This window comes from Pseudarthrobacter polychromogenes (assembly GCF_014644495.1).
Lineage (GTDB): Bacteria > Actinomycetota > Actinomycetes > Actinomycetales > Micrococcaceae > Arthrobacter > Arthrobacter polychromogenes.
In genome coordinates, this window is sequence record NZ_BMKU01000012.1 from 47,519 (window position 1) to 67,057 (window position 19,539).

Below are 19,539 nucleotides of genomic sequence, written 5' to 3' on the forward strand. Positions count from 1 at the left end.
ACAGGGCCGGTAACCTGCCCGTATGGCGAAGTCCCCCGCATATCCCACGGCACAGCAATCACCCGGGCAGCACAAGCTCGACTCCCGGCCCGTTGTGGCAGGTATCGTCACCGCGCTGGTGGGATTTACGTCCTCCTTCGCCGTGGTCCTGGCCGGGCTCAGGGCGGTGGGCGCCAGCCCCGCGCAGGCGGCGTCCGGACTGCTGGCACTGACCGTTGCCGTGGGCCTTGGGGTGCTCTGGCTTTCCTGGCGTTCCAAAGTGCCGGTGACGCTCGCGTGGTCCACGCCCGGCGCTGCCCTGCTGGCAACGTCCGGGACGGTCGACGGCGGGTGGCCGGCCGCCGTCGGGGCCTTCCTTGCCACCGGGGTACTGATTGCGATGACCGGCCTGGTCCCTGCCCTGGGGCGGCTGATGGCAAGGATCCCGGCAACCCTTGCGCAGGCAATGCTCGCCGGCGTCCTGCTGCAGCTTTGCCTGGCACCGTTCAAGGCGTTGGGGACAGTGCCGCTGTTCATTGCACCGGTCATCCTGTGCTGGCTGTTGATGATGAAGCTGGCGCCCCGCTGGTCCGTCCCGGCAGCCCTGCTGGTGGCCCTGGCCGTGATCGGGATTTCCCTGGCCTCAGGGGGCACCTCCCTGGGGGATGGCGAAATTCTTCCAGTCCTTGCCTGGACCACGCCGGCCTTCAGCCTGCAGGCAATGGCGGGTATTGCGCTTCCGCTGTTTGTGGTGACGATGGCGTCCCAGAACGTCCCGGGCGTGGCAGTGCTCCGGTCTTTCGGCTACGACACCCCGTGGCGTCCGGCCATGCTGGTGACCGGTGCGGGGACCGCGGCAGCAGCGCCGTTCGGCACCCACGCCGTTAATCTCGCCGCGCTCAGCGCCGCCCTGGCAGCCGGTGAGGAGGCGGGGCCGGACCGGCACCGCCGGTGGGTGGCCGGCTTCACGTCCGGGCTTGCCTACCTTGTGCTGGCTGCGTTCTCCGCCGCGCTGGTGACCCTGGTGACGGCCGCACCGGCCGGCATGCTCGAGGCAGTGGCCGGCCTGGCACTCCTGGGGACCCTTGCGGGTGCCGTGTCAGCCGCGCTGGCCGATCCGGAGGACAGGATAGCCCCGGCCGTCACCTTCCTCATGGCGGCCTCGGGCCTTGCTTTTGCCGGTATCGGGTCAGCGTTTTGGGCACTCGCCGCGGGGCTGGCGGTCCGGCTGGTGCTGCAGCCGCGCCGTCCCGGAGCAGCCAGCTGACCGGGCCGGGCCGCCGCTAGGACGGTTCGTGGTTCTGGCCTTCCCGGGCCAGCGCGGTGAGCCGGGAGACGGCGCGGAAGTACTTCTTCATGTAGCCGCCGGTCATCATTTCCTCGGTGAACAGCTGGTCGAACGGAACACCGCTGGCGAGGATAGGGACATCCTTGTCATAAAGCCGGTCAGCAAGCACCACGAACCTCAGCGCCACGGCCTGTTCGGTGATGGTGTGGACGTTGCGCCACACCACGCCGTCAACGCCGTCAATCAGCTGGCGGTAGCGGCTGGGGTGCACGCCGGCCAGGTGGTGGATCAGCGTGCTGAACTCGTCCTGGGCCACCGTCTTCCCGTCGAATTCCGCCTTCATGTGCGAGGACAGTTCACTGTTTTTCAGGGGCGCCGGCGCTGCCGGCAGCCCACGGTGCCGGAAGTCTTCCCCGTCGATTCGGAGGACGTCGAACTGGTCCGCGAGGACCTGGATTTCACGCTGGAAGTCGACGGCTGCGAACCTGCCGTCGCCCAGCGATCCGGGCAGGGTGTTGGAGGTGGCTGCGAGTTTCACCCCGGCGTCGGCGAGTTCACGCATGAGCCGGGACATGAGGACGGTGTCGCCCGGATCATCGAGCTCGAACTCATCGATGCACACAAGCTTGTAGCTGCTGAGCGCGTCCACCGTCTTGCGGAAGGACAGCGCACCCACCAGGTTGGTGTACTCCACGAAGGTCCCGAAGGCTTTGGGGCCGGGCGAGGCGTGCCACAGCGAGGCGAGCAGGTGGGTCTTGCCGACGCCGAACCCGCCGTCGAGGTAGATGCCGGCGCGGGTTTCGTCCTTCTTGGCGAAGAACTTCTTGAACAGTCCTCCCCCGCCCGCGGAGCCCACGCCGTCGGCAAACCCCTCCAGTGCCCTGACGGCCGCAGACTGGCTGGGCTGCTTGGGATCGGGGCGGTAGCTGGAAAAGGAAACCTGGCCGAACCGCGGCGATGGATAGAAACCTTTGAGGAGCTCATCCACCGAAACTGCCGGAGTGCGGGCGGCAAGCTGTTCGATCTGTACCAAGGGGGTCCGTTCTGCTGGTGGTTGGTCCCCAGAAAGAATACCGGCAATGCGGCGCCGCATTGCCGTCCCATGATGCGTCACACAGTGCTTCCACACACTGCGTCACAGGTTCCCGCCCGCGCAGCGTGATGAAGGCAACATGTCGTCCTGTTAACGGAATACGGACACGGGCCGGGGTGCTGGCTAGTGTGGAAGCAGGTCCCCATGCCGGCGCCGCCAGGTCCAGCAGGCTCTCCGTGTCCTCAATGAAAGGCCAAGATCATGCCCTACCCCGTTGAACAGAACGAGAAGTTCGCAGCTTACGCACACCCGGAGCGGCTGGTCTCCACAGGGTGGCTTGCTGCTGCTATCGAAAGCGGCGCCGTCGCCAACGGTGAGCTGGTGGTGGTCGAATCTGATGAGGACGTGCTGCTCTACGAAACCGGACACATCCGCGGCGCCGTGAAGATCGACTGGCACACGGACCTGAACGACGACGTCACCCGCGACTACGTGGACGGCGCCGCGTTCGCCGAGCTGGCGGCGTCGAAGGGCATCTCCCGTGACAGCACCGTGGTCATCTACGGGGACAAGTCCAACTGGTGGGCTGCCTACGCCCTCTGGGTTTTCGAGCTTTTCGGCCACCAGGACGTGCGCCTGCTGGACGGCGGCCGGGACAAGTGGATTGCCGAAGGGCGGGAACTCACCAGGGAGAAGCCGGCCCCGGCCAGGGGCGACTACCCCGTCGTCGAGCGCAACGACGCCCCCATCCGTGCCTTCAAGGAAGACGTCCTTGCCCACCTGGGCAAGCCGCTCATCGACGTCCGCTCCCCCGAGGAATACACGGGCCAGCGCACGCACATGCCGGCCTACCCGGAGGAGGGCGCCCTCCGCGGCGGCCACATTCCCACCGCCGCTTCAATCCCCTGGGCACGCGCCGCCGCAGACGACGGCACCTACCGCAGCCGTGCGGAACTTGAGGCCCTCTACCTCGACGAAGCAGGGCTGGCCGAAGGCGACGACGTTGTGGCGTACTGCCGCATCGGCGAGCGTTCCAGCCACACCTGGTTCGCCCTCAAGTACCTCCTGGGCTTCGATTCCGTCCGCAACTACGACGGTTCATGGACCGAGTGGGGCAACGCCGTGCGGGTGCCGATCGCCAAGGGTGCGGAACGCGGTTCTGTTCCTGTTGCAGTAGGCTCCTGACGCGGCCCGTACCGCAACAATTGCGTAGACTTGAACCGATGACTACTCAAGCCCTGCCTTCCGCCCTGGCGGCCATCGTGGACGATTTCCAGGCCATGTCCGAACCCGAACGGCTGCAGCTGCTGCTGGAATTCTCCGAGGGCCTGCCGGAACTTCCGGACCGGCTCAAGGACCACCCAGAGCTGCTGGAGCAGGTGGTGGAGTGCCAGTCGCCGCTCTTCCTTACCATTGAGACGGAAAAGGACGGCGGTCCGGCCGGTACCGTGCGGTTGTTCTTCAAGGCTCCGGCAGAGGCCCCCACAACCCGGGGGTTTGCCGGCGTGCTGCACGAGGGGCTGGACGGGTTGTCCGCGGAAGAGATCCTCTCGGTCCCGGACGACATGCCGGAACTTCTCGGACTCACCCGTGCCATCACGCCGCTCCGCATGCGCGGCATGACCGCCATGCTGGGAAGGATCAAGCGCAAGGTCGCTGCCGCGTCCGGCGTGCGCTCCTAGCCGCAGCCCGGACCAGCATCATGGCCCGCAGGAACGCATCACAGGGAACCCCGGCAACGGCGGCACTGACCGCGGCCGGGGTTCCCTTCGTGCTGCACCCCTACACGCACGATCCCTCAGCAGCCAGCTATGGGGCGGAGGCTGCCGAGGCTCTCGGCATTGATCCCTCAAGGGTTTTCAAGACCCTGATGGTAGAGGTGGAGGGCCGGCTGGCCGTGGGTATCGTCCCCGTCAGCGGAACCTTGGACCTGAAGGCGCTGGCCACCGCGCTCGGGGCCAAGAAAGCGGCAATGGCAGATCCGGCGGCAGCCCAGCGTCGCACCGGCTACGTGCTGGGAGGCATCTCCCCGCTCGGCCAGCGGCAGCCCTCCCCCACCGTCCTGGACTCAAGTGCCCTGGCCCTGGAGACCCTGCTGGTCTCCGGCGGAAAGCGTGGCCTGGACATAGAACTGGCACCGGCTGACCTGGTCCGCCTCACCCAGGCAGTGACGGCACCGATCGGCTCGCCAGCCGGCTGACCGGCTCAGGGACTGACCGGGGCCAGGGCGCCCGGATTCAGCCTGGGTGCCAGCTGCTGCCGCAGCCACGCCTTCACCAGGCTTTCCCACCGCTCCGGATCGACATTCCATTCCTTGGTGTGCCGTGCCTGGCGGAAGGGCTCGAAGGTCACCATCTCCGGGTTTCGCTCGGCGAGCAGGGCCGAGGGCCCGTACGGCACGTATTCGTCGTCGACGCTGTGCAGCACCAGCGTAGGCGTGCGGAGTTCCACTGCACGCGACACCCAGTCCATCGCCTTGAGGTCAACCGGGGCGGACAATCCCGTGAGTCGCCTCCCCAGGGGATGGCCCAGCATGAGCTGGCCATACCGGCCCACCAGGGAGGGAATCCTGTTCAGCTGTGCATGATGGGCCAGGACATTCACCCAGTCAGTGACGGGCGCATCGAGCACCATCGCCCGGATCAGGTGCCGGCAGCGGGACAGGTCGGCCGCCTGCAGGCAGATGGCGCCGCCCATCGACCACCCGAACAGCACTATTTCTTCTGCACCGTTGGCCAGCGCGTACTCGATCGCCGCCTCGACGTCGCGCCATTCCGTGGAACCCAGGCCGTACCGGCCGTCGTCCGCGGAGGGGGCAAGGCCGTCGTTGCGGTAGGACACCAGGAGGCTGGTCAGCCCCAGCTCCAAAGCGGGGCCTACGGCGCGCAGCGCCTCCTGGCGTGTGGCTCCGCGTCCGTGCACCATGACCGCCCAGGTCCGGGCCGTACCGCCGGCGCGGACAAGCCATGCCGGGGCCTGCCCCCGGTCGACGTCGATCATTACCTCCTCATACGGAAGTCCGACGGCGGCGGGGTCCGGATGGACAGCCCCGCTCCACCAGCCGCGGCGGGCCGTGGAGAGGTCCCCGGCGTACACCGCTTCAACGTCCCGCAGGACGGTCCGCTCGGCGGGCGAATAGGAGACGATGCGGCCAATCCGCGCGTGCCCTTTGCCGCCGTCGAAGAAGAACCCGTAGACACCGTCCACCGTGGTGTCGTCCGTGGCGGCGAAGATCGCCTGCTGCCGCTGGCCGTCCCTGATGAGCGCGAGCATTTCCTGGTCTGCTGCCCGCTGCCGTGCCGGTGTGATGACCCGCCGCGCGAAGTACACGGCGAGCGCCGATGACCCTGTGGCCAGGAGTCCTGCCAGGCCGCCCCCACCGATCGCTCCGCCGATTGCCCATTTGGTCTGCAGGGACATCCCCCCGGAATCGGGGCTGCTCTGGACGGGGGCGGGGCGGGTTCGCTGGAAAGATGCCATGAACTATTCTTACCGGCCCGGGACCGATGCCCGCATTCCGCCGCGTGCGGCCATCGCCTGTTGGCGCCAACAGACGGGCGCGGCTGCCCCTGCGCAGGGCAGCGCTGCAGGACTAGGCTAGGGCCATGAGTGAACCCATCGTCATCCTGACCGAAGAACCCCTGGGGGCGGACGACCGCCTGAACATCGAACGCCTCGTGGCCGGCGCGGATACCCGCCTGGTTGTCCTGGTGCCGGCAAACACCGAGCGGCACCTGCTGGTGGACTTCCTCGAAAACCTTTCGCTGCTGGACATCGCCAAGGCCTTCCGGGAGCTGACCTCCCACGCGCCGGATCCCTCCCAGGAACGAGCCCAGGCGGCGGAGACCCTGTCCGTGTCCCTGGCGGCCCTGGAAGGACTGGGCTCAGGCGTCACGGGGGAAGTCGTGGACGGCGGGGCCGTCAGTGGACTGGTCGCCAAAGTACGGGAGACCGGCGCTGCGCAGGCAGTGGTGATTACCCGGCCGCATGCCGTGGCGGACACGTTCCACACGGACTGGGCCAATAAGGCACAGGACCAGCTGGGTCTTCCCGTGCTTCATCTGTACGCGGGCTCGGGATTTATTGGTGACTCGTGAGCGTTGACAAGGCTATGAGCATCTTCGGAAACAGCATCTTCGGACACAAGGCCCCAGACACAGCTCCGGGAGCAACATCCGCCGTGGGCGGCAAGGGCGTTGAGAAGACCGATGCCCAATGGCGTGAGGAACTCACGCCGGAGGAATACCATGTGCTCCGCCAGGCGGGGACCGAGCGTCCGTACACCGGTGAATACTGGGACACCCACACAGCCGGCGTCTACCAGTGCCGCGCGTGCGGGACAGAGCTTTTCACCAGCAAGGAAAAGTTCGATTCCCACTGCGGCTGGCCGTCCTTCTGGGCCCCGCTTGCTGAGGGGAACGTCCGCTACATCCACGACCGCACCATGGGGATGGAGCGGGTGGAGGTCCGCTGTGCATCGTGTGACTCCCATTTGGGCCATGTGTTCGAAGGCGAGGGTTTCGGAACCCCTACGGACCAGCGTTACTGCATCAACTCCATCTCCATCCGGCTGGTCCCGCAGGAGGATACGCAGGTCAGCGCAACGGAGCCCGAGCACTGATCCCCCAGCTGCGGGCCTCCTCCCGTGGCAGATTGGGCACCTGAGCCCAACGCTTTCTTAGGCTAAAGCCCTTTCCGCATTAGCCCTGCTGGTTGCTTGCTACGCTCGGCATTAGTAGCAAGCAACCAGAAAGGCAGCCGACGATGACCGAAACCCTGACCACCGCCGTCACCGGGATTTCCGCAGAGAACCAGGACTGGAAGCGGCTCAAGGCCGCCGCCACTGCCCTGCAGGCCCTCCAGGTCCAGGACGGCTCCATCCCGGACGCCGCCCACCACTCCGAGGCCGCTTCCCGGGTGGAGGACATCGTCAGCGCCGTCCGCGCCCTGGCCCCCGCCTTCCCGCACGACGCCGCCTACCTGGACGCTGTGTGCGCGGATTTTTCAAGCTGGGCCGGCACCGGGTTTGCCACTCCAGACTTCCTGTCCTCCCTCCTCGCCTTCCAGCCGCAGGAGCAGCGCCGGAACGGCCTCCAGCACCTGGTCGTCTTCCCCATGTACACGCAGAACGGCAGCAGCAGCCGCATGGTGGAGGCAGTCCTGGTCGAGGTGATCTGGCCGGAGTTCATTGCCGGCCTCGAGGCGGGAGACTACTCGAACAAGCTGTTCGTTCCCATCCGCTTCGTGGACTTCACCGCCGGCTATGACACCAATTCCGCCGTGCTGTTCCCGGAGACCGTTGCGGTCAGCAAGACTCCCACCTTCACCTGGGGGGCCATCTTCGCGGACCGGGAAGCGGCCAGGTTCCGCCGCGTGCTCAAAGCCGCAGCCGAGACCACCTGCCTTGAACTGCCCGAAGGCGCAGCGGAGATGCTCGCCGACCAGGACCTGACCGAGGCCACGTTTGTCATGTGGGACCTGATCCACGACCGGACGCACATGCGTGGGGACCTGCCGTTCGATCCGTTCATGATCAAGCAGCGGATGCCCTTCTTCCTGTACTCGCTCGAAGAACTGCGCTGCGACCTGACGGCGTTCCGCGAATCCGTACGGATAGAACAAGACGAGGACGCCGATCCCGAGGCCCGGCGCCACGCCAAACTGGTGCAGTACGCCATCATCTTTGACCGCATCTTCCGGTTTGCCATCACCGGCAGCCGGGTCCGGAACTACGATGGCCTGGGCGGCCAGCTCCTGTTCGCCTGGCTGCACCAGCAGCGGGTCCTGCACTGGACGGACACCAGGCTCACCATCGACTGGGACGAAGTGGCCAACGCCGTCATCGCCCTCGGCGCGGGCATCGACGAGCTGTACTGGCGCTCCATCGACCGGCCCAAGACTGCCCACTGGCTGGCCGCGTACCAGCTGATTTCCGCGACCGTCACGCCCCACCCGGCCTCCGTCTGGGCGAAGGGCCCGGAGGCCCTGCCGCTGGCCGGTCCGCCCCGCGGACTCACCGACCAGGTGCTCGACGACGAATTCCCGCTGTCCATGTTCTACGAAGCGCTGGAGAAGAAGATGCGCCCTGTCATTGAGTCCACGGCGGGCATCACCGGAGCCACTGCCCTGTGACACAACGGAGGCTGAACGTGCTGGTCACCGGCGGCAGCGGAGTGTCCGGCATCGCGGTGGCCCGCGCCCTCCGGGAAGCGGGCCACCGCGTCTTCACCGTAGGGTCTGACCAGGCCAGGATCAGTGCGGCGGCGGAACAGGCGGGCGACGGCGTTGCCCCCTTCGTGTGCGACCTCGCACGGATGGAGGAGGTGCAGCAGCTGCGGGCCGAGGTCTCCGCTGCTGCCGGGCCGATGGATGCCGTGATCCACCTGGTGGGCGGCTGGCGGGGCGCGCGCGGCATCACGGACCAGACGGACGAGGACTGGGACTTCCTTGAGCGGGGAGCCATCACAACGCTCCGCAACGTCTCGCGCGTCTTTTACGACGACGTCGCCGCCTCCCCGGACGGCCGCCTGGCCATGGTGTCCTCCACCGCCGTCGCCAAGCCCTCGGCGGCGGCGGCCAGCTATGCCGCAGCGAAGGCCGCCGCCGAGGCATGGACCATGGCCGTGGCGGACGGTTTCCGCCGGGACTCCGGCAGAGTCGACGGCGGCAAGGCAGCCGCCGTCGTCCTGGTGGTCAAGTCCCTGGTGGATGATGGGCTGCGGCGCAGCCACCCGGAGCGTTCATTCCCGGGGGCGACGGACGTCCGGGACCTGGCGCGCGCCGTCGTCGGCCTCTTCCACGTCCCTGCCGCTGAACTGAACGGCAGCCGGATGCTGCTGGCGCCCTGACCTACCTAGACTGAAAGCGTGAGCAAACCCATGACAACAACTGCTGAAACCGCCGCCGGGATCCGCCTCCACGATCCGAACGTGCGGGGCTTCGCCTCGGACAACTATTCCGGGGTGCACCCGGAAGTCCTCGCGGCACTGGCTGCCGCGAACGACGGCCACCAGGTCTCCTACGGCGAGGACGACTACACAGCCAGGCTGCAGGAACTGATGGAGGAGCATTTCGGGCCCGGGATTGAGTGCTTTCCGGTCTTCAACGGCACCGGCGCGAACGTCCTTTCGCTGCAGTCGCTGCTCCCCCGCTGGGGTGCTGTGGTTTGTGCCTCCACTGCCCACATCAACATGGACGAAAACGGTGCCCCCGAGCGCGTCGGCGGCATCAAGCTGCTGCACGTTCCGACGCCCGACGGCAAGCTCACGCCCGAACTCATTGACCGGGAGGCCTGGGGCTGGGGCGACGAACACCGTGCCCAGCCGCTCGCCGTCTCCATCACCCAGACCACGGAACTTGGCACCTGCTACACGCCGGAGGAAGTCCGCGCCATCGCCGACCACGTCCACGCCAGGGGCATGAAGCTCCACATGGATGGTGCCAGGCTGGCCAACGCCGCAGCCCACCTCCAGGTTCCGCTGCGTGCCTTCACCCGCGATGCCGGCGTGGACATCCTGTCCTTCGGCGGAACCAAGAACGGCCTGCTCTTCGGTGAAGTGGTGGTGGCGCTGAACCCGGAAGCCGCGCACGGGCTGGTGTACCTGCGCAAGATGAACATGCAGCTGGCATCCAAGATGCGCTTCATGTCCGCGCAGTTCATCGCGCTCCTGGAGGGCGACCTGTGGCTGCGCTCCGCCGCCCACGCCAACGCCATGGCCGCCCGGCTCCGCGCCGCCGTCGACACCATCGACGGCGTCCATCCCACCCAGAAGACCGAGTCCAACGGTGTGTTCGCCATCCTCCCCGAAGGCGTGGCTGACAGGCTGCGCACGTCCTTCCGCTTCTACGACTGGAATGAAGCTGCCAGGGAAGTCCGCTGGATGTGTTCCTTTGACACCACCGAGGAGGACGTGGATTCCTTTGCTGACGCCATCCGCCGGGAGCTCAGGCAGCGTGCGGGCTAACGCTTCCGGCAGCCGGGGCAAGGGGCGGCGGCGAGCCTACCAGCCCGTCCCGGCACAGTTGCGTAACCTGCGAAGGTGAACGCACTTGACCAGGTTCCCCCGGAGTTTCTCCACGCCTTGGGAACCCTCAGGAAAGCCCAGTGCCGCCGGGAGCTCCGCCTGGCGGAGATTCCGGCGCCTGCCCGCCTGGCGCCCTTTGCCGTGGCCCTCGGTGCCGAGGTTTACGCTCCCGGCGCCGGCACACCGGGAACGCCGCTCCACGGCCCGGCTGCCATGGCACTGGCTGCCGCGTCGGGAACGGAAGACGACGGCGGCACGGAACTGGCAACCGGCCGCTTCATCCTCCTGCATGACCCGGACGGATCGGAGGTCTGGGGCGGGGAGTTCCGCATCGTCACCTATATCCGCGCGGAACTGGAGCCCGAGATGGGCAACGATGAGATGCTCGGAACAGTCGCCTGGACCTGGCTCGTGGAGGCACTGGAAAACCACAAGGCGCCGTACCGGGCAGCGGGCGGTACGGCCACGCGCGTCCTCTCCGAAAGCTTCGGCACCCTCTCGGAGCGTCCTGGATCCATCGATATTGAACTCCGTGCCTCCTGGACCCCTGCCACATCCGATGTCAGGGCCCACCTCGAGGCGTGGTCGGACATGGTCTGCACGTTCGCCGGCCTCCCGCCACTGCCCGACGGCGTCACGCCGCTGACGCACCGGCGGCGGAACTGAGGACCCTGGCCGGTGGCGCACACATCGCGCCCGGGACGGAAGGTGGCACTGTGCAGGCCCGCACGATGGCACGCACGCAGGCGCGGACCGGCCGGCCGGTAAACTGAAGGCATCATGACCCCAAACATTCCGGATAACACCACGGCCGGCGTCCCGGCTGCTGATACCGCACCCCACATCACGGTGGAAGGCTTTGACAGCCCCGTCCCCGAAATCGTCGAACTTGCGGCACCCCGGGACGGCGTTCCCCTGGTCATCGAAACGCAGTCCGGCCTGGAGCGCTGCGCTGCGGCCATAGCGGCAGGAACGGGGCCCGCGGGGGTTGACGCTGAGCGGGCTTCCGGCTTCCGGTACGGGCAGCGGGCTTTCCTTGTCCAGATCCGGCGTGAAGGCGCCGGGACCTGGCTGATCGATCCTGAACCCTTCGGGAACCTGGACATCATCAACGACGCCCTGCGCGGCGTCGAGTGGATCCTGCACGCTGCCAGCCAGGACCTGCCCTGCCTCTCCGAACTTGGCATGTGGCCGGACAAGCTCTTTGATACCGAACTCGCGGCGCGGCTCGCCGGGCTCCCCCGTGTGGGACTCGCCGCAGTCATCGAACAACTTCTGGGCTTCGGGCTCGCCAAGGAGCATTCCGCTGCCGACTGGTCCACCCGTCCCCTGCCCGAACCCTGGCTGCGGTACGCCGCCCTGGATGTTGAGGTCCTGACGGAACTGCGGGAGGAGCTGATCGAACTCCTGGAGGCCGACGGCAAGCTGGAGTACGCCGAGCAGGAGTTCGCGGCGATCCTGGCCGCGGGACTGGCGCCCGCCCGCGTCGACCCGTGGCGGAAAACCTCAGGCCTCCACCAGATCCGGGACCGCCGGCAGCTTGCTGCCGTGCGGGAACTGTGGCTGGAGCGGGACTCCCTGGCGCAAAAGCGGGATGTTGCACCCGGCAGGCTGATCCCGGACTCTGCCCTGGTGGCAGCAGCCAAGGCGATGCCGTCCACGGTGCCGCAGCTGCTGGGGACCAAAGGCTTCCACGGCCGGGCTGCCCAGCGGGAGGCTCCCCGCTGGCTGCGGTGCATCGCGGCAGCCCGGGACCTGAATGAGCTCCCGCCGCTGCACCTGCCCACCAACGCACCACCCCCGCCGCGCGTGTGGGCCGACCGCGATCCGGCAGCGGCTGCCCGGCTGTCCACCGCCCGGCCACTGCTGCAGGCACGGGCCGAGGAGTTGAACCTGCCACTGGAGAACCTGCTGACCCCCGACTACCTGCGGCGGGTGGCCTGGCGGCCACCGGCGGATGTCAGCGAGGATGCGATTGCCGCGGAACTGCGCGCACTGGGGGCACGGGACTGGCAGGTGGAACTGGCCGCCCCCCTCATCTCCGACGCGTTCCTGCACCCCCAGCCGCTGCCCGCCAAGGAACCCAAAGCGGACGCAGCCCCGGCCGGCCAGTAGCCCAGCCAACAACTCCCCAAACGCTCTCTCACTCAATGCCGGTCAAACCCCAACGCTCTCTCACTTGATGCGTGATTATTAGTGACGCTCGCTCACTTTTCCTGAAGAGAGTGAGAGAGCGCTGGCCAAAATATCGCATTAGGTGAGAGAGCGTCCCTTCAAACTGCGGGCCTTGCGGGCTAAGTTACTCACGAGTAACATCGAAGGTATTGCCGCCAGGCTGGCTGCCGCATCCCGGCATGCAACCGGCGCCTACGTCTCGATGAGGAGTTATACGTGAGCCACCAGGAAAGCGGCGCATCCATGCGCACTGTCCGGGACGTCGTCTTTGTGGACGGCCTCCGCACACCGTTCGGCAGGGCCGGGGAAAAGGGCATCTACGCGGGCACCCGGGCTGATGACCTGATGGTGAAATGCATCCGCGAACTGCTGCGCCGCAACCCCTCGCTGCCGCCGGAACGTATTGATGAGGTGGCCATCGCCGCCACCACCCAGACCGGAGACCAGGGCCTTACCCTGGGCCGGACCGCCGCCCTGCTGGCCGGCCTGCCCAGGACGGTCCCCGGCTTCGCTATAGACCGGATGTGCGCAGGGGCCATGACTGCGGTGACGGCTGTGGCCGGCGGAATCAGTTTCGGAGCCTATGACGTGGCGGTGGCAGGGGGCGTCGAGCATATGGGGAACCACCCCATGGGTTCAGGCGCCGATCCGAATCCGCGCTTCATGTCCGAACGGCTGGTGGACCCCGCCGCCCTCAACATGGGGAACACCGCAGAGAACCTGCACGACCGCTTCCCGTCCATCACCAAGGACCGCACGGACGCATACGCCGTAGCCTCCCAGGACAAATATGAGGCCGCCCGCCGCAGCGGCCGCATCCAGCCGGACCTCGTGCCGGTGGCAGCCATGAAGCCCGGCCAGGGCTGGACGCTGCACACCGTGGACGAGCCGCCGCGGCCCGGGACCACCCTGGCTGACCTCGCCGGCCTCCGCACTCCGTTCCGGGCGCACGGGCGCGTCACTGCGGGCAACGCCGCGGGCCTGAACGACGGCGCAACCGCCGCCGTCCTGGCATCCTCCCACGCCGCAGCGGAGCTTGGACTGCCGGTCAGGATGCGTCTGGTCAGCTACGCCTACGCGGGTGTTGAACCGGAAGTCATGGGCATCGGCCCGGTGCCGGCCACCGAGAAGGCCCTGAAGAACGCGGGGCTGGCCATCGGGGACATCGGCCTCTTTGAGATCAACGAAGCCTTCGCCGTCCAGGTACTGAGCTTCCTGGAGCACTTTGGCATTGCCGACGACGACCCCCGGGTCAACCGCTACGGTGGCGCCATCGCGGTGGGCCACCCGCTGGCCTCCTCCGGCGTGCGGCTGATGACCCAGCTGGCCCGGCAGTTCGAGGAGGACCCTTCCGTCCGGTACGGCATCACCACCATGTGTGTTGGCCTTGGCATGGGCGCCACGGTGGTCTGGGAAAACCCGCGTCACTCGGAATACACAGACTACAGCGGAGCCCGGCCGACAAACTCCGCCACCCACACCGTTTCCGAAGGAGCCGCATGAGCGCCGAAGATTTCACCCGACTTGCCGACCTGTTCCCCCACGAAACAGTGACGCATTCCTACGTCCAGGACATCGAACTGCCTGCACCGGCCGGGAAGCCAAGCCCGGGCACGTTCGCGCTGATCACCCTCGACAACGGCCTGGACCATTCCAAGCCCACCACCCTGGGGCCCAACACGCTGGTGGAGCTCGGCAAGGTCCTGGAGGGCCTGCGGGAACGCGCTGACCGGGGTGAGATCATCGGCGTCGGAGTAACCGGCAAGCCCTACTACCTGGTGGCGGGCGCCGACCTTTCCGCCGTCAAGAACCTGGATAAGCGCGAGCACGGGCTGTGGATGGCGCAGCTGGGCCACGACGTGTACAGCACGCTGGCCGGCCTGGGCGTCCCAAGCTTCGCCTTCATCAACGGCGCGGCACTGGGCGGAGGGCTGGAGATTGCCCTGCAGTCCACGTACCGCACGGTCTCCACCGGCGCGGGCGCACTTGCGCTGCCCGAGGCCGTCCTGGGCCTGGTCCCGGGTTGGGGCGGCGTGTATATCCTGCCGCGCCTCATCGGCCCGGAAAACGCCGTGAAGGTAATGATTGAAAACCCGCTCAGCAACAACCGGACCCTGACCGGGGCCCAGGCGTTCGGCCTCGGCATCGCGGACGCCCTGTTCGAGCCAGCAGATTTCCTGGAGCAGTCCCTTGAGTGGGCGGCCGGCGTCATCTCCGGCGACGTGGTTCCGGAACGGGCCAACGCCGTCGATCCCGCCGACGCCGCAACCGCTGCACGGTGGGATGCTGCCGTCAAGGCCGGCCGGGCCATCGTGGAAGCGAAGACGTCCAATGCGGCGCCGGCACCGGGGAAGGTCCTGGACATCCTCGAGGCAAACCGCACCATGACCCAGGCGGAATCCGCTGCCCTGGAATGCGAAACCCTGGCCGACCTCATGCAGACCGACGAGTTCCGAGCCACCGTCTACGCGTTCCTGGACCTCGTCCAGAAGCGGTCCAAGCGCCCCGCCGGAGCCCCGGACCGCAAGCTCGCCCGTCCTGTCACGAAGGTGGGCGTTGTTGGGGCCGGGCTGATGGCCAGCCAGCTGGCGCTCCTCTTTGCCCGCCAGCTCAAGGTCCCCGTGGTGATGACGGACATCGACCAGGCCCGGGTGGACAAGGGCGTGGGCTATGTCCATGCCGAGGTGGACAAGCTGCTGGGCAAGAAGCGCATCAGCCAGGACGCCGCCAACCGGACCAAGGCCCTGGTGACGGGGTCTGTGTCCAAGGACGTTTTCGCCGACGCCGATTTTGTGATCGAAGCCGTCTTCGAAGAGCTGAACGTCAAGAAGCAGGTCTTTGCGGAACTCGAGGCAGTCGTCACACCGGACTGCATCCTGGCCACGAACACCTCTTCACTGTCCGTCACTGCCATGGCGGAGGACCTGCAGCACCCCGGGCGCGTGGTGGGTTTCCACTTCTTCAACCCGGTGGCCGTGATGCCGCTGCTGGAAATCGTCCGTGCCCCCAGGACCGACGACGCCGTGCTCGCTACCGCCTTCGAGCTGGCCAAGGGATTGAAGAAGACGGCTGTGCTGGTCAAGGACGCCGCCGCGTTCGTGGTCAACCGCATCCTGCTCCGGCTGATGGGAGAGGTGACGGCAGCCTTTGACGAGGGCACCCCCGCTGAGGTGGCGGACAACGCCCTGCGGCCCATGGGCCTGCCCATGACGCCTTTCACCCTCGGCGCCATGGTGGGGCTCCCCGTTGCCCAGCACGTCCAGGAGTCGCTGCACGCGGCCTTCGGCGAACGCTTCACGGTGTCTGCCAACCTGCAGAAGCTCATCGACAACGGCGTGAAGAGCCTGTGGGCGGCCGGACCGGACGGTTCACAGGAAATCCCGGAGTCCACGCTGGCGCTGATGTCCTTCGGCACCTCCCCCTCAACGGCGGAGCAGGTGCTGCGGCGCACGCAGGATGCCCTGGCGGAGGAAATCGGCCTTATGCTCGCCGAGGGCGTGGTTGCCGCTCCCGAGGACATCGACCTCTGCATGATCCTGGGCGCGGGCTGGCCCATGTTCCTGGGCGGCATCACGCCCTACCTCGACAGGGTGGGTGCCTCCGAGCGCGTCAACGGACAGCGTTTCCTGCCGCCGGGAGTGGCATCGCGCCCGGCCTGATCAGCCGTCCAGCCGGCCGCCGTCGAGCATCACCACGCGGTGCGCCGCTGCCCTGGCGTAGTCAAGGTCATGCGTGACCAGCACGACGGCGGCGCCCTCCCCTGCCGCGGAACGCACCGCAGCGTCCAGCAGGGCGAGGCCGCCGCCGTCCAGCGCCACGGTGGGTTCGTCCAGGGCCAGGACTGACGGTTTGCGGGCAAGGACCGCCGCCAGGGCGAGGAGGCGCTGGCCGGATGCGGGAAGTTCGGCTGGGTGCGCGTCGGCTGCACCTGAAAGGCCGACGGCGGACAGCGCGTCCAGGGCACGGCCGGCGGCCTCGCCGGGGTGGAACAGGCGGTCCAGGCCGAAGCACACTTCGCGGAGGGCGGTCCGCTCGAACAGCTCGTCCCGGGGCTGCTGGAACAGCAGGCCCACGGAGCGTGCCGCCTCGCCTGGCGGTTCCCCCGCAATGTCCCTGCCGTGGACCAGGACGTCGCCGGCGGTGGGCCGCAGGAGTCCGTTGAAATGGCGCAGCAGCGTTGATTTTCCTGCCCCGTTGGGACCGGTCACTGCCACGACCTCCCCGGGCTTGATGCTCAGGTTGATGTCCTTGAGCACCTGCGCGGAGGCGTCGCCTGCCGGGCTCCCGCCCCGGGCCCGGCGCCGCGTTGTTCTGCCTCCTGCTGCCCTGCCCCCACCGCCGTAGCCGAAGCAGACCCCACGGAGTTCCAGCGCAGGAACACCGGCCCCGCCGCGCGGCAGCAGTGTGTCCGCGTGCACCGCCCCGGTATGGTCCCTGGCTGGTGCAGGCGCGCCGCCGGCGGCCCGGATTCCGGGCGGCAGCAGACCGGCTCCGGCCTGCAGCCCGGCCGGGGGGCCGCTCCCCGTGACTTTACCGTTGTCCAGGACAAGCCAGGTTCCGGCGTCCAGGAGGGGCGCATCGACCACCTGGCTGAGCACTACGACGGCGGTTCCGAGCTTCACAAGGTCCTGCAGCAGGCGTGCCAGTCCGGCAGTTCCGGCACTGTCCAGCGATGCGAAGGGCTCGTCCATGATCAGCACCTGAGGCCCCGCAATGATGGCGCAGCCGATGGCGAGGCGGCGCAGCTGGCCGCCGGAAAGCGAGCCCGGGTTCTGTTCCAGGAGCTCCGTGAGCCCGAGGACGCCCGCAGTGTGCTCCACCGCGGTTTTCATGGCCTGCCGCCCCAGGGCCGCGTTTTCCAGCCCGAACGCCAGTTCTTCCGCCACAGTTCCCCGCACCGTGGAGAGGACGGCGGCGGGGTCCTGGGGAACGAAGCCCACGTGGCGGCCCCATTCCGCGGGGTTGATCCGCGGGTCCCCGCTGCCGCCAAACTCCAGGCGCGAGCCCGCGAGTTCGAGGAAGCCGCGGAGGGTGCCGCCGGTTCCCGGCGGAAGCCATCCGGAGAGCAGCCGGCCCAGGGTGGACTTGCCGCTTCCTGAGGCTCCGAGGACGGCAGTCAACGTTCCCGGAGCAAGGTCGAGATCAATCCCCTCCAGGACGGGGAGGCCTTCCCCGTGGTACGTGAAGCTCCGGATGCGGGCTGAGAGTATCGGCTTGGTTTCTGTTGAGTGGTGCGCGGCGGACATGGCTCAGCTTCCTGCCTGCGTCAGCAACAGCCGCGCCGCGACAGCGGCCGCGGCGGCCGCCAGCAGGGCGGCCCGGAGCACGCGCTGGCCCCGCGGATCCGGAACGTCCCGGTAGCTGGTCCGGGGCCCGGGATTGCTGAAGCCCCGCGCTTCGAGGGCCGCCGTCCGGGTGCCGGCGTCCTCGATCAGGGAAAGGACCAGCGGCACCGCCTGGAGCCGGAACGCGGCCGCGCGGTGCAGCACTCCGCGGCGGACCACCAGTCCACGGGATTCCTGCGCCTGCCGGATCCGTTCCACGCGGGAAGTGATGGCCGGCAGCAGGGTCAGGGTGGAGGCCAGTACGAACGCGAACCGTCCGTGGACACCGCGGGAGGGCAGCACCGCCACCAGGTCCGGCACGCTGACGCTGAAGGAGAACACCAGGAGCGCAAGGACCACCGCCCCCAGCTGCGCTGCCCGCTCCAGGGCGAAGGCAAGCCCCTCCGCGGTAACGCGGGCTACTCCCCACTGGGCCAGGACTGTCCGCCCCTCGGGGAAAAACAGCCCGTGCATGACCAGCAACGACAAGCCCAGTGGGAGCAGCACTGCCGCTGCCGCGGGCAGCAGCCTCCGAGCCGTGCCGCCCCGGGCCGAGAGGACCACGGCCGCGCCCATGACGGCGAGGGACAGCGGCAGGCTGGCTGCCGCCGTCGTGATCACTGCCGTGCTGCAGGCGGCGGCCAGGGAGGTCAGCGGGTGGAGGCGCATGGGCGTGGCGGTGGCGGTCAGGAGCCCTGTTCGGGCGACGTGCCAGCCAGCACGCGGTGCCGGCGGACAAACGGGAACTGCAGGCGCGTGCGGCGGGGAAGCGCGTAGGCCAGGACGGCCACCACGGTGAAGACGATCGCCTTGTCCATGGGATCGGAGATGAGCGCCTGCTTGGTGATGGCGGCCAGCAGGGTGTCCCCCATGGACCGGAAGGCGCTGACGATGGCCCCGGTGGCCACGCCGGACGTGCCGCCGAAGACGAAGGCCGCCACCGGCGCGGACACCACGCCGCCGATGATCCCGGTGACGAAACCGGCAACGGGGGCGAGGTATAAGCGGCGGAACATTCCGTGGCGCGCGGCGAGTCCCGCCAGGCAGCCGATCAGTGCGGCGCCGGCTGCGAACGGCAGCACCGTGGGGTTGAAGAAGGACCAGACGATGCTGCTGAGCGCTCCGGTTGCGGCACCTGCGGCCGGTCCTGCCAGTACCGCGATCAGGACCGTGCCGATCGCGTCGAGGTAGAACGGGACCAGGGTGCTGCCCACGAACTGACCGAGGACGATGTTCAGCACCAGTGCCACGGGGATCAGCACCACGGTGGAGGCCGGCAACGTCGGGAGGACGGCCACGATCAGCAGGATGGCGCCCACCAGGAAGCCGGAGAGGGCAATCAGGGCGGATGCGCTGCCGGGCCCGCCGGTGATATCGGCCGGCTGGTTGAGCACAAGGTAGACGTAGGTGGCGGCGATGGCCGCTGCGCCGAGGATTTCCAGCAGGCGGCGTTTTCGGGCGGCGGCCGGTGCCGGGGCGGGCAGCGTCAGGGAGGGCGACATGGAGTTCCTTCAGGGTGCGCGGGGAGGGCCCGGGAGTACGGGCCGGTGGAACGCTGCGTATGTCACCTCGGCAGCTGGCGGCAGGCTGCTGCGCCTGTTCCGTCCGCGATTATTCTACTGGCGGCGCACCGCTGCCGGGGCATCCGGTCCCGGACTGCCCTAGACTGCCCGGACAGGCAAAATCCGCCTGCCGTTGCCCGTGGAAAGACCTGCC

The 19,539-nt window shown here is 68.1% G+C and carries 18 protein-coding genes; 13 read left to right on the forward strand and 5 right to left on the reverse strand.

Annotated features, from left to right (window positions below; all coding sequences use genetic code 11):
- Positions 1-22: 22 nt before the first annotated feature.
- Complete coding sequence (locus IEX43_RS16635) at positions 23-1,246, forward strand: benzoate/H(+) symporter BenE family transporter (RefSeq protein ID WP_188812755.1); 1,224 nt, start codon at positions 23-25, stop codon at positions 1,244-1,246.
- Positions 1,247-1,262: 16 nt separating this feature from the next.
- Here IEX43_RS16635 and zapE read toward each other — a convergent pair whose 3' ends face one another.
- Complete coding sequence (gene zapE / locus IEX43_RS16640) at positions 1,263-2,300, reverse strand: cell division protein ZapE (RefSeq protein ID WP_188812757.1); 1,038 nt, start codon at positions 2,298-2,300, stop codon at positions 1,263-1,265.
- Between the two features lie 261 nt (positions 2,301-2,561).
- On the opposite strand from zapE, the gene IEX43_RS16645 reads away from it, so the two are divergent.
- Genes IEX43_RS16645 through ybaK form a run of 3 tightly spaced genes read left to right on the forward strand, consistent with a single transcriptional unit; the run spans position 2,562 to position 4,500 of the window.
- Positions 2,562-3,485, forward strand: coding sequence for a sulfurtransferase (locus IEX43_RS16645; protein ID WP_188812760.1), 924 nt, complete (start codon positions 2,562-2,564; stop codon positions 3,483-3,485).
- A gap of 38 nt (positions 3,486-3,523) precedes the next feature.
- Positions 3,524-3,982 carry a SufE family protein gene (locus tag IEX43_RS16650; RefSeq protein WP_188812762.1) on the forward strand — a complete coding sequence of 153 codons (459 nt, stop codon included), beginning with the start codon at positions 3,524-3,526 and terminating at the stop codon, positions 3,980-3,982.
- A gap of 20 nt (positions 3,983-4,002) precedes the next feature.
- Positions 4,003-4,500 (forward strand): Cys-tRNA(Pro) deacylase, encoded by a 498-nt coding sequence (gene ybaK / locus IEX43_RS16655; RefSeq protein ID WP_188812764.1) that lies wholly within the window; start codon positions 4,003-4,005, stop codon positions 4,498-4,500.
- 5 nt (positions 4,501-4,505) lie between these two features.
- Here the strand turns inward: ybaK and IEX43_RS16660 are convergent, their stop codons facing one another.
- Positions 4,506-5,780, reverse strand: a complete 1,275-nt coding sequence (locus IEX43_RS16660) for an alpha/beta hydrolase family protein (protein ID WP_188812765.1) — start codon at positions 5,778-5,780, stop codon at positions 4,506-4,508.
- Positions 5,781-5,905: 125 nt separating this feature from the next.
- On the opposite strand from IEX43_RS16660, the gene IEX43_RS16665 reads away from it, so the two are divergent.
- The 9 genes from IEX43_RS16665 (at position 5,906) to IEX43_RS16705 (ending at position 16,158) form a co-directional block, all read left to right on the forward strand.
- Positions 5,906-6,397, forward strand: a complete 492-nt coding sequence (locus IEX43_RS16665) for a hypothetical protein (RefSeq protein WP_188812767.1) — start codon at positions 5,906-5,908, stop codon at positions 6,395-6,397.
- 14 nt (positions 6,398-6,411) lie between these two features.
- A complete protein-coding gene (gene msrB, locus IEX43_RS16670; RefSeq protein WP_188812769.1) occupies positions 6,412-6,921 on the forward strand; it encodes a peptide-methionine (R)-S-oxide reductase MsrB in 510 nt (169 codons plus the stop codon).
- A gap of 143 nt (positions 6,922-7,064) precedes the next feature.
- Positions 7,065-8,432 (forward strand): DUF6421 family protein, encoded by a 1,368-nt coding sequence (locus tag IEX43_RS16675; RefSeq protein WP_188812770.1) that lies wholly within the window; start codon positions 7,065-7,067, stop codon positions 8,430-8,432.
- A complete protein-coding gene (locus tag IEX43_RS16680) occupies positions 8,429-9,148 on the forward strand; it encodes an SDR family oxidoreductase (RefSeq protein WP_188812772.1) in 720 nt (239 codons plus the stop codon). Before IEX43_RS16675 ends, IEX43_RS16680 begins: the two co-directional genes overlap by 4 nt.
- A 30-nt stretch (positions 9,149-9,178) precedes the next feature.
- A complete protein-coding gene (locus tag IEX43_RS16685; protein WP_188812860.1) occupies positions 9,179-10,264 on the forward strand; it encodes a threonine aldolase family protein in 1,086 nt (361 codons plus the stop codon).
- A gap of 75 nt (positions 10,265-10,339) precedes the next feature.
- Entirely contained in the window at positions 10,340-10,990 is a 651-nt protein-coding gene (locus IEX43_RS16690) for a DUF3000 domain-containing protein (protein WP_188812774.1), read from the forward strand.
- A 114-nt stretch (positions 10,991-11,104) separates the two neighbouring features.
- A complete protein-coding gene (locus IEX43_RS16695) occupies positions 11,105-12,439 on the forward strand; it encodes an HRDC domain-containing protein (RefSeq protein ID WP_188812776.1) in 1,335 nt (444 codons plus the stop codon).
- A gap of 276 nt (positions 12,440-12,715) precedes the next feature.
- Positions 12,716-14,002: a thiolase family protein gene (locus IEX43_RS16700; RefSeq protein ID WP_229666510.1), complete on the forward strand. Its 1,287-nt coding sequence runs from the start codon at positions 12,716-12,718 to the stop codon at positions 14,000-14,002.
- Complete coding sequence (locus IEX43_RS16705; RefSeq protein WP_188812778.1) at positions 13,999-16,158, forward strand: 3-hydroxyacyl-CoA dehydrogenase NAD-binding domain-containing protein; 2,160 nt, start codon at positions 13,999-14,001, stop codon at positions 16,156-16,158. The genes IEX43_RS16700 and IEX43_RS16705 overlap by 4 nt, the downstream gene beginning before the upstream one ends.
- Here IEX43_RS16705 and IEX43_RS16710 read toward each other — a convergent pair whose 3' ends face one another.
- From IEX43_RS16710 to IEX43_RS16720, 3 genes are read right to left on the reverse strand one after another with little or no spacing between them, the layout of a single operon-like run.
- On the reverse strand, positions 16,159-17,745 hold the full coding sequence (locus IEX43_RS16710) for an ABC transporter ATP-binding protein (RefSeq protein ID WP_188812780.1): 1,587 nt from the start codon (positions 17,743-17,745) through the stop codon (positions 16,159-16,161).
- A 3-nt stretch (positions 17,746-17,748) separates the two neighbouring features.
- Positions 17,749-18,492 carry an energy-coupling factor transporter transmembrane component T gene (locus IEX43_RS16715; RefSeq protein ID WP_188812782.1) on the reverse strand — a complete coding sequence of 248 codons (744 nt, stop codon included), beginning with the start codon at positions 18,490-18,492 and terminating at the stop codon, positions 17,749-17,751.
- Between the two features lie 17 nt (positions 18,493-18,509).
- Positions 18,510-19,325 carry an ECF transporter S component gene (locus IEX43_RS16720; RefSeq protein WP_188812783.1) on the reverse strand — a complete coding sequence of 272 codons (816 nt, stop codon included), beginning with the start codon at positions 19,323-19,325 and terminating at the stop codon, positions 18,510-18,512.
- Positions 19,326-19,539: the final 214 nt, after the last annotated feature.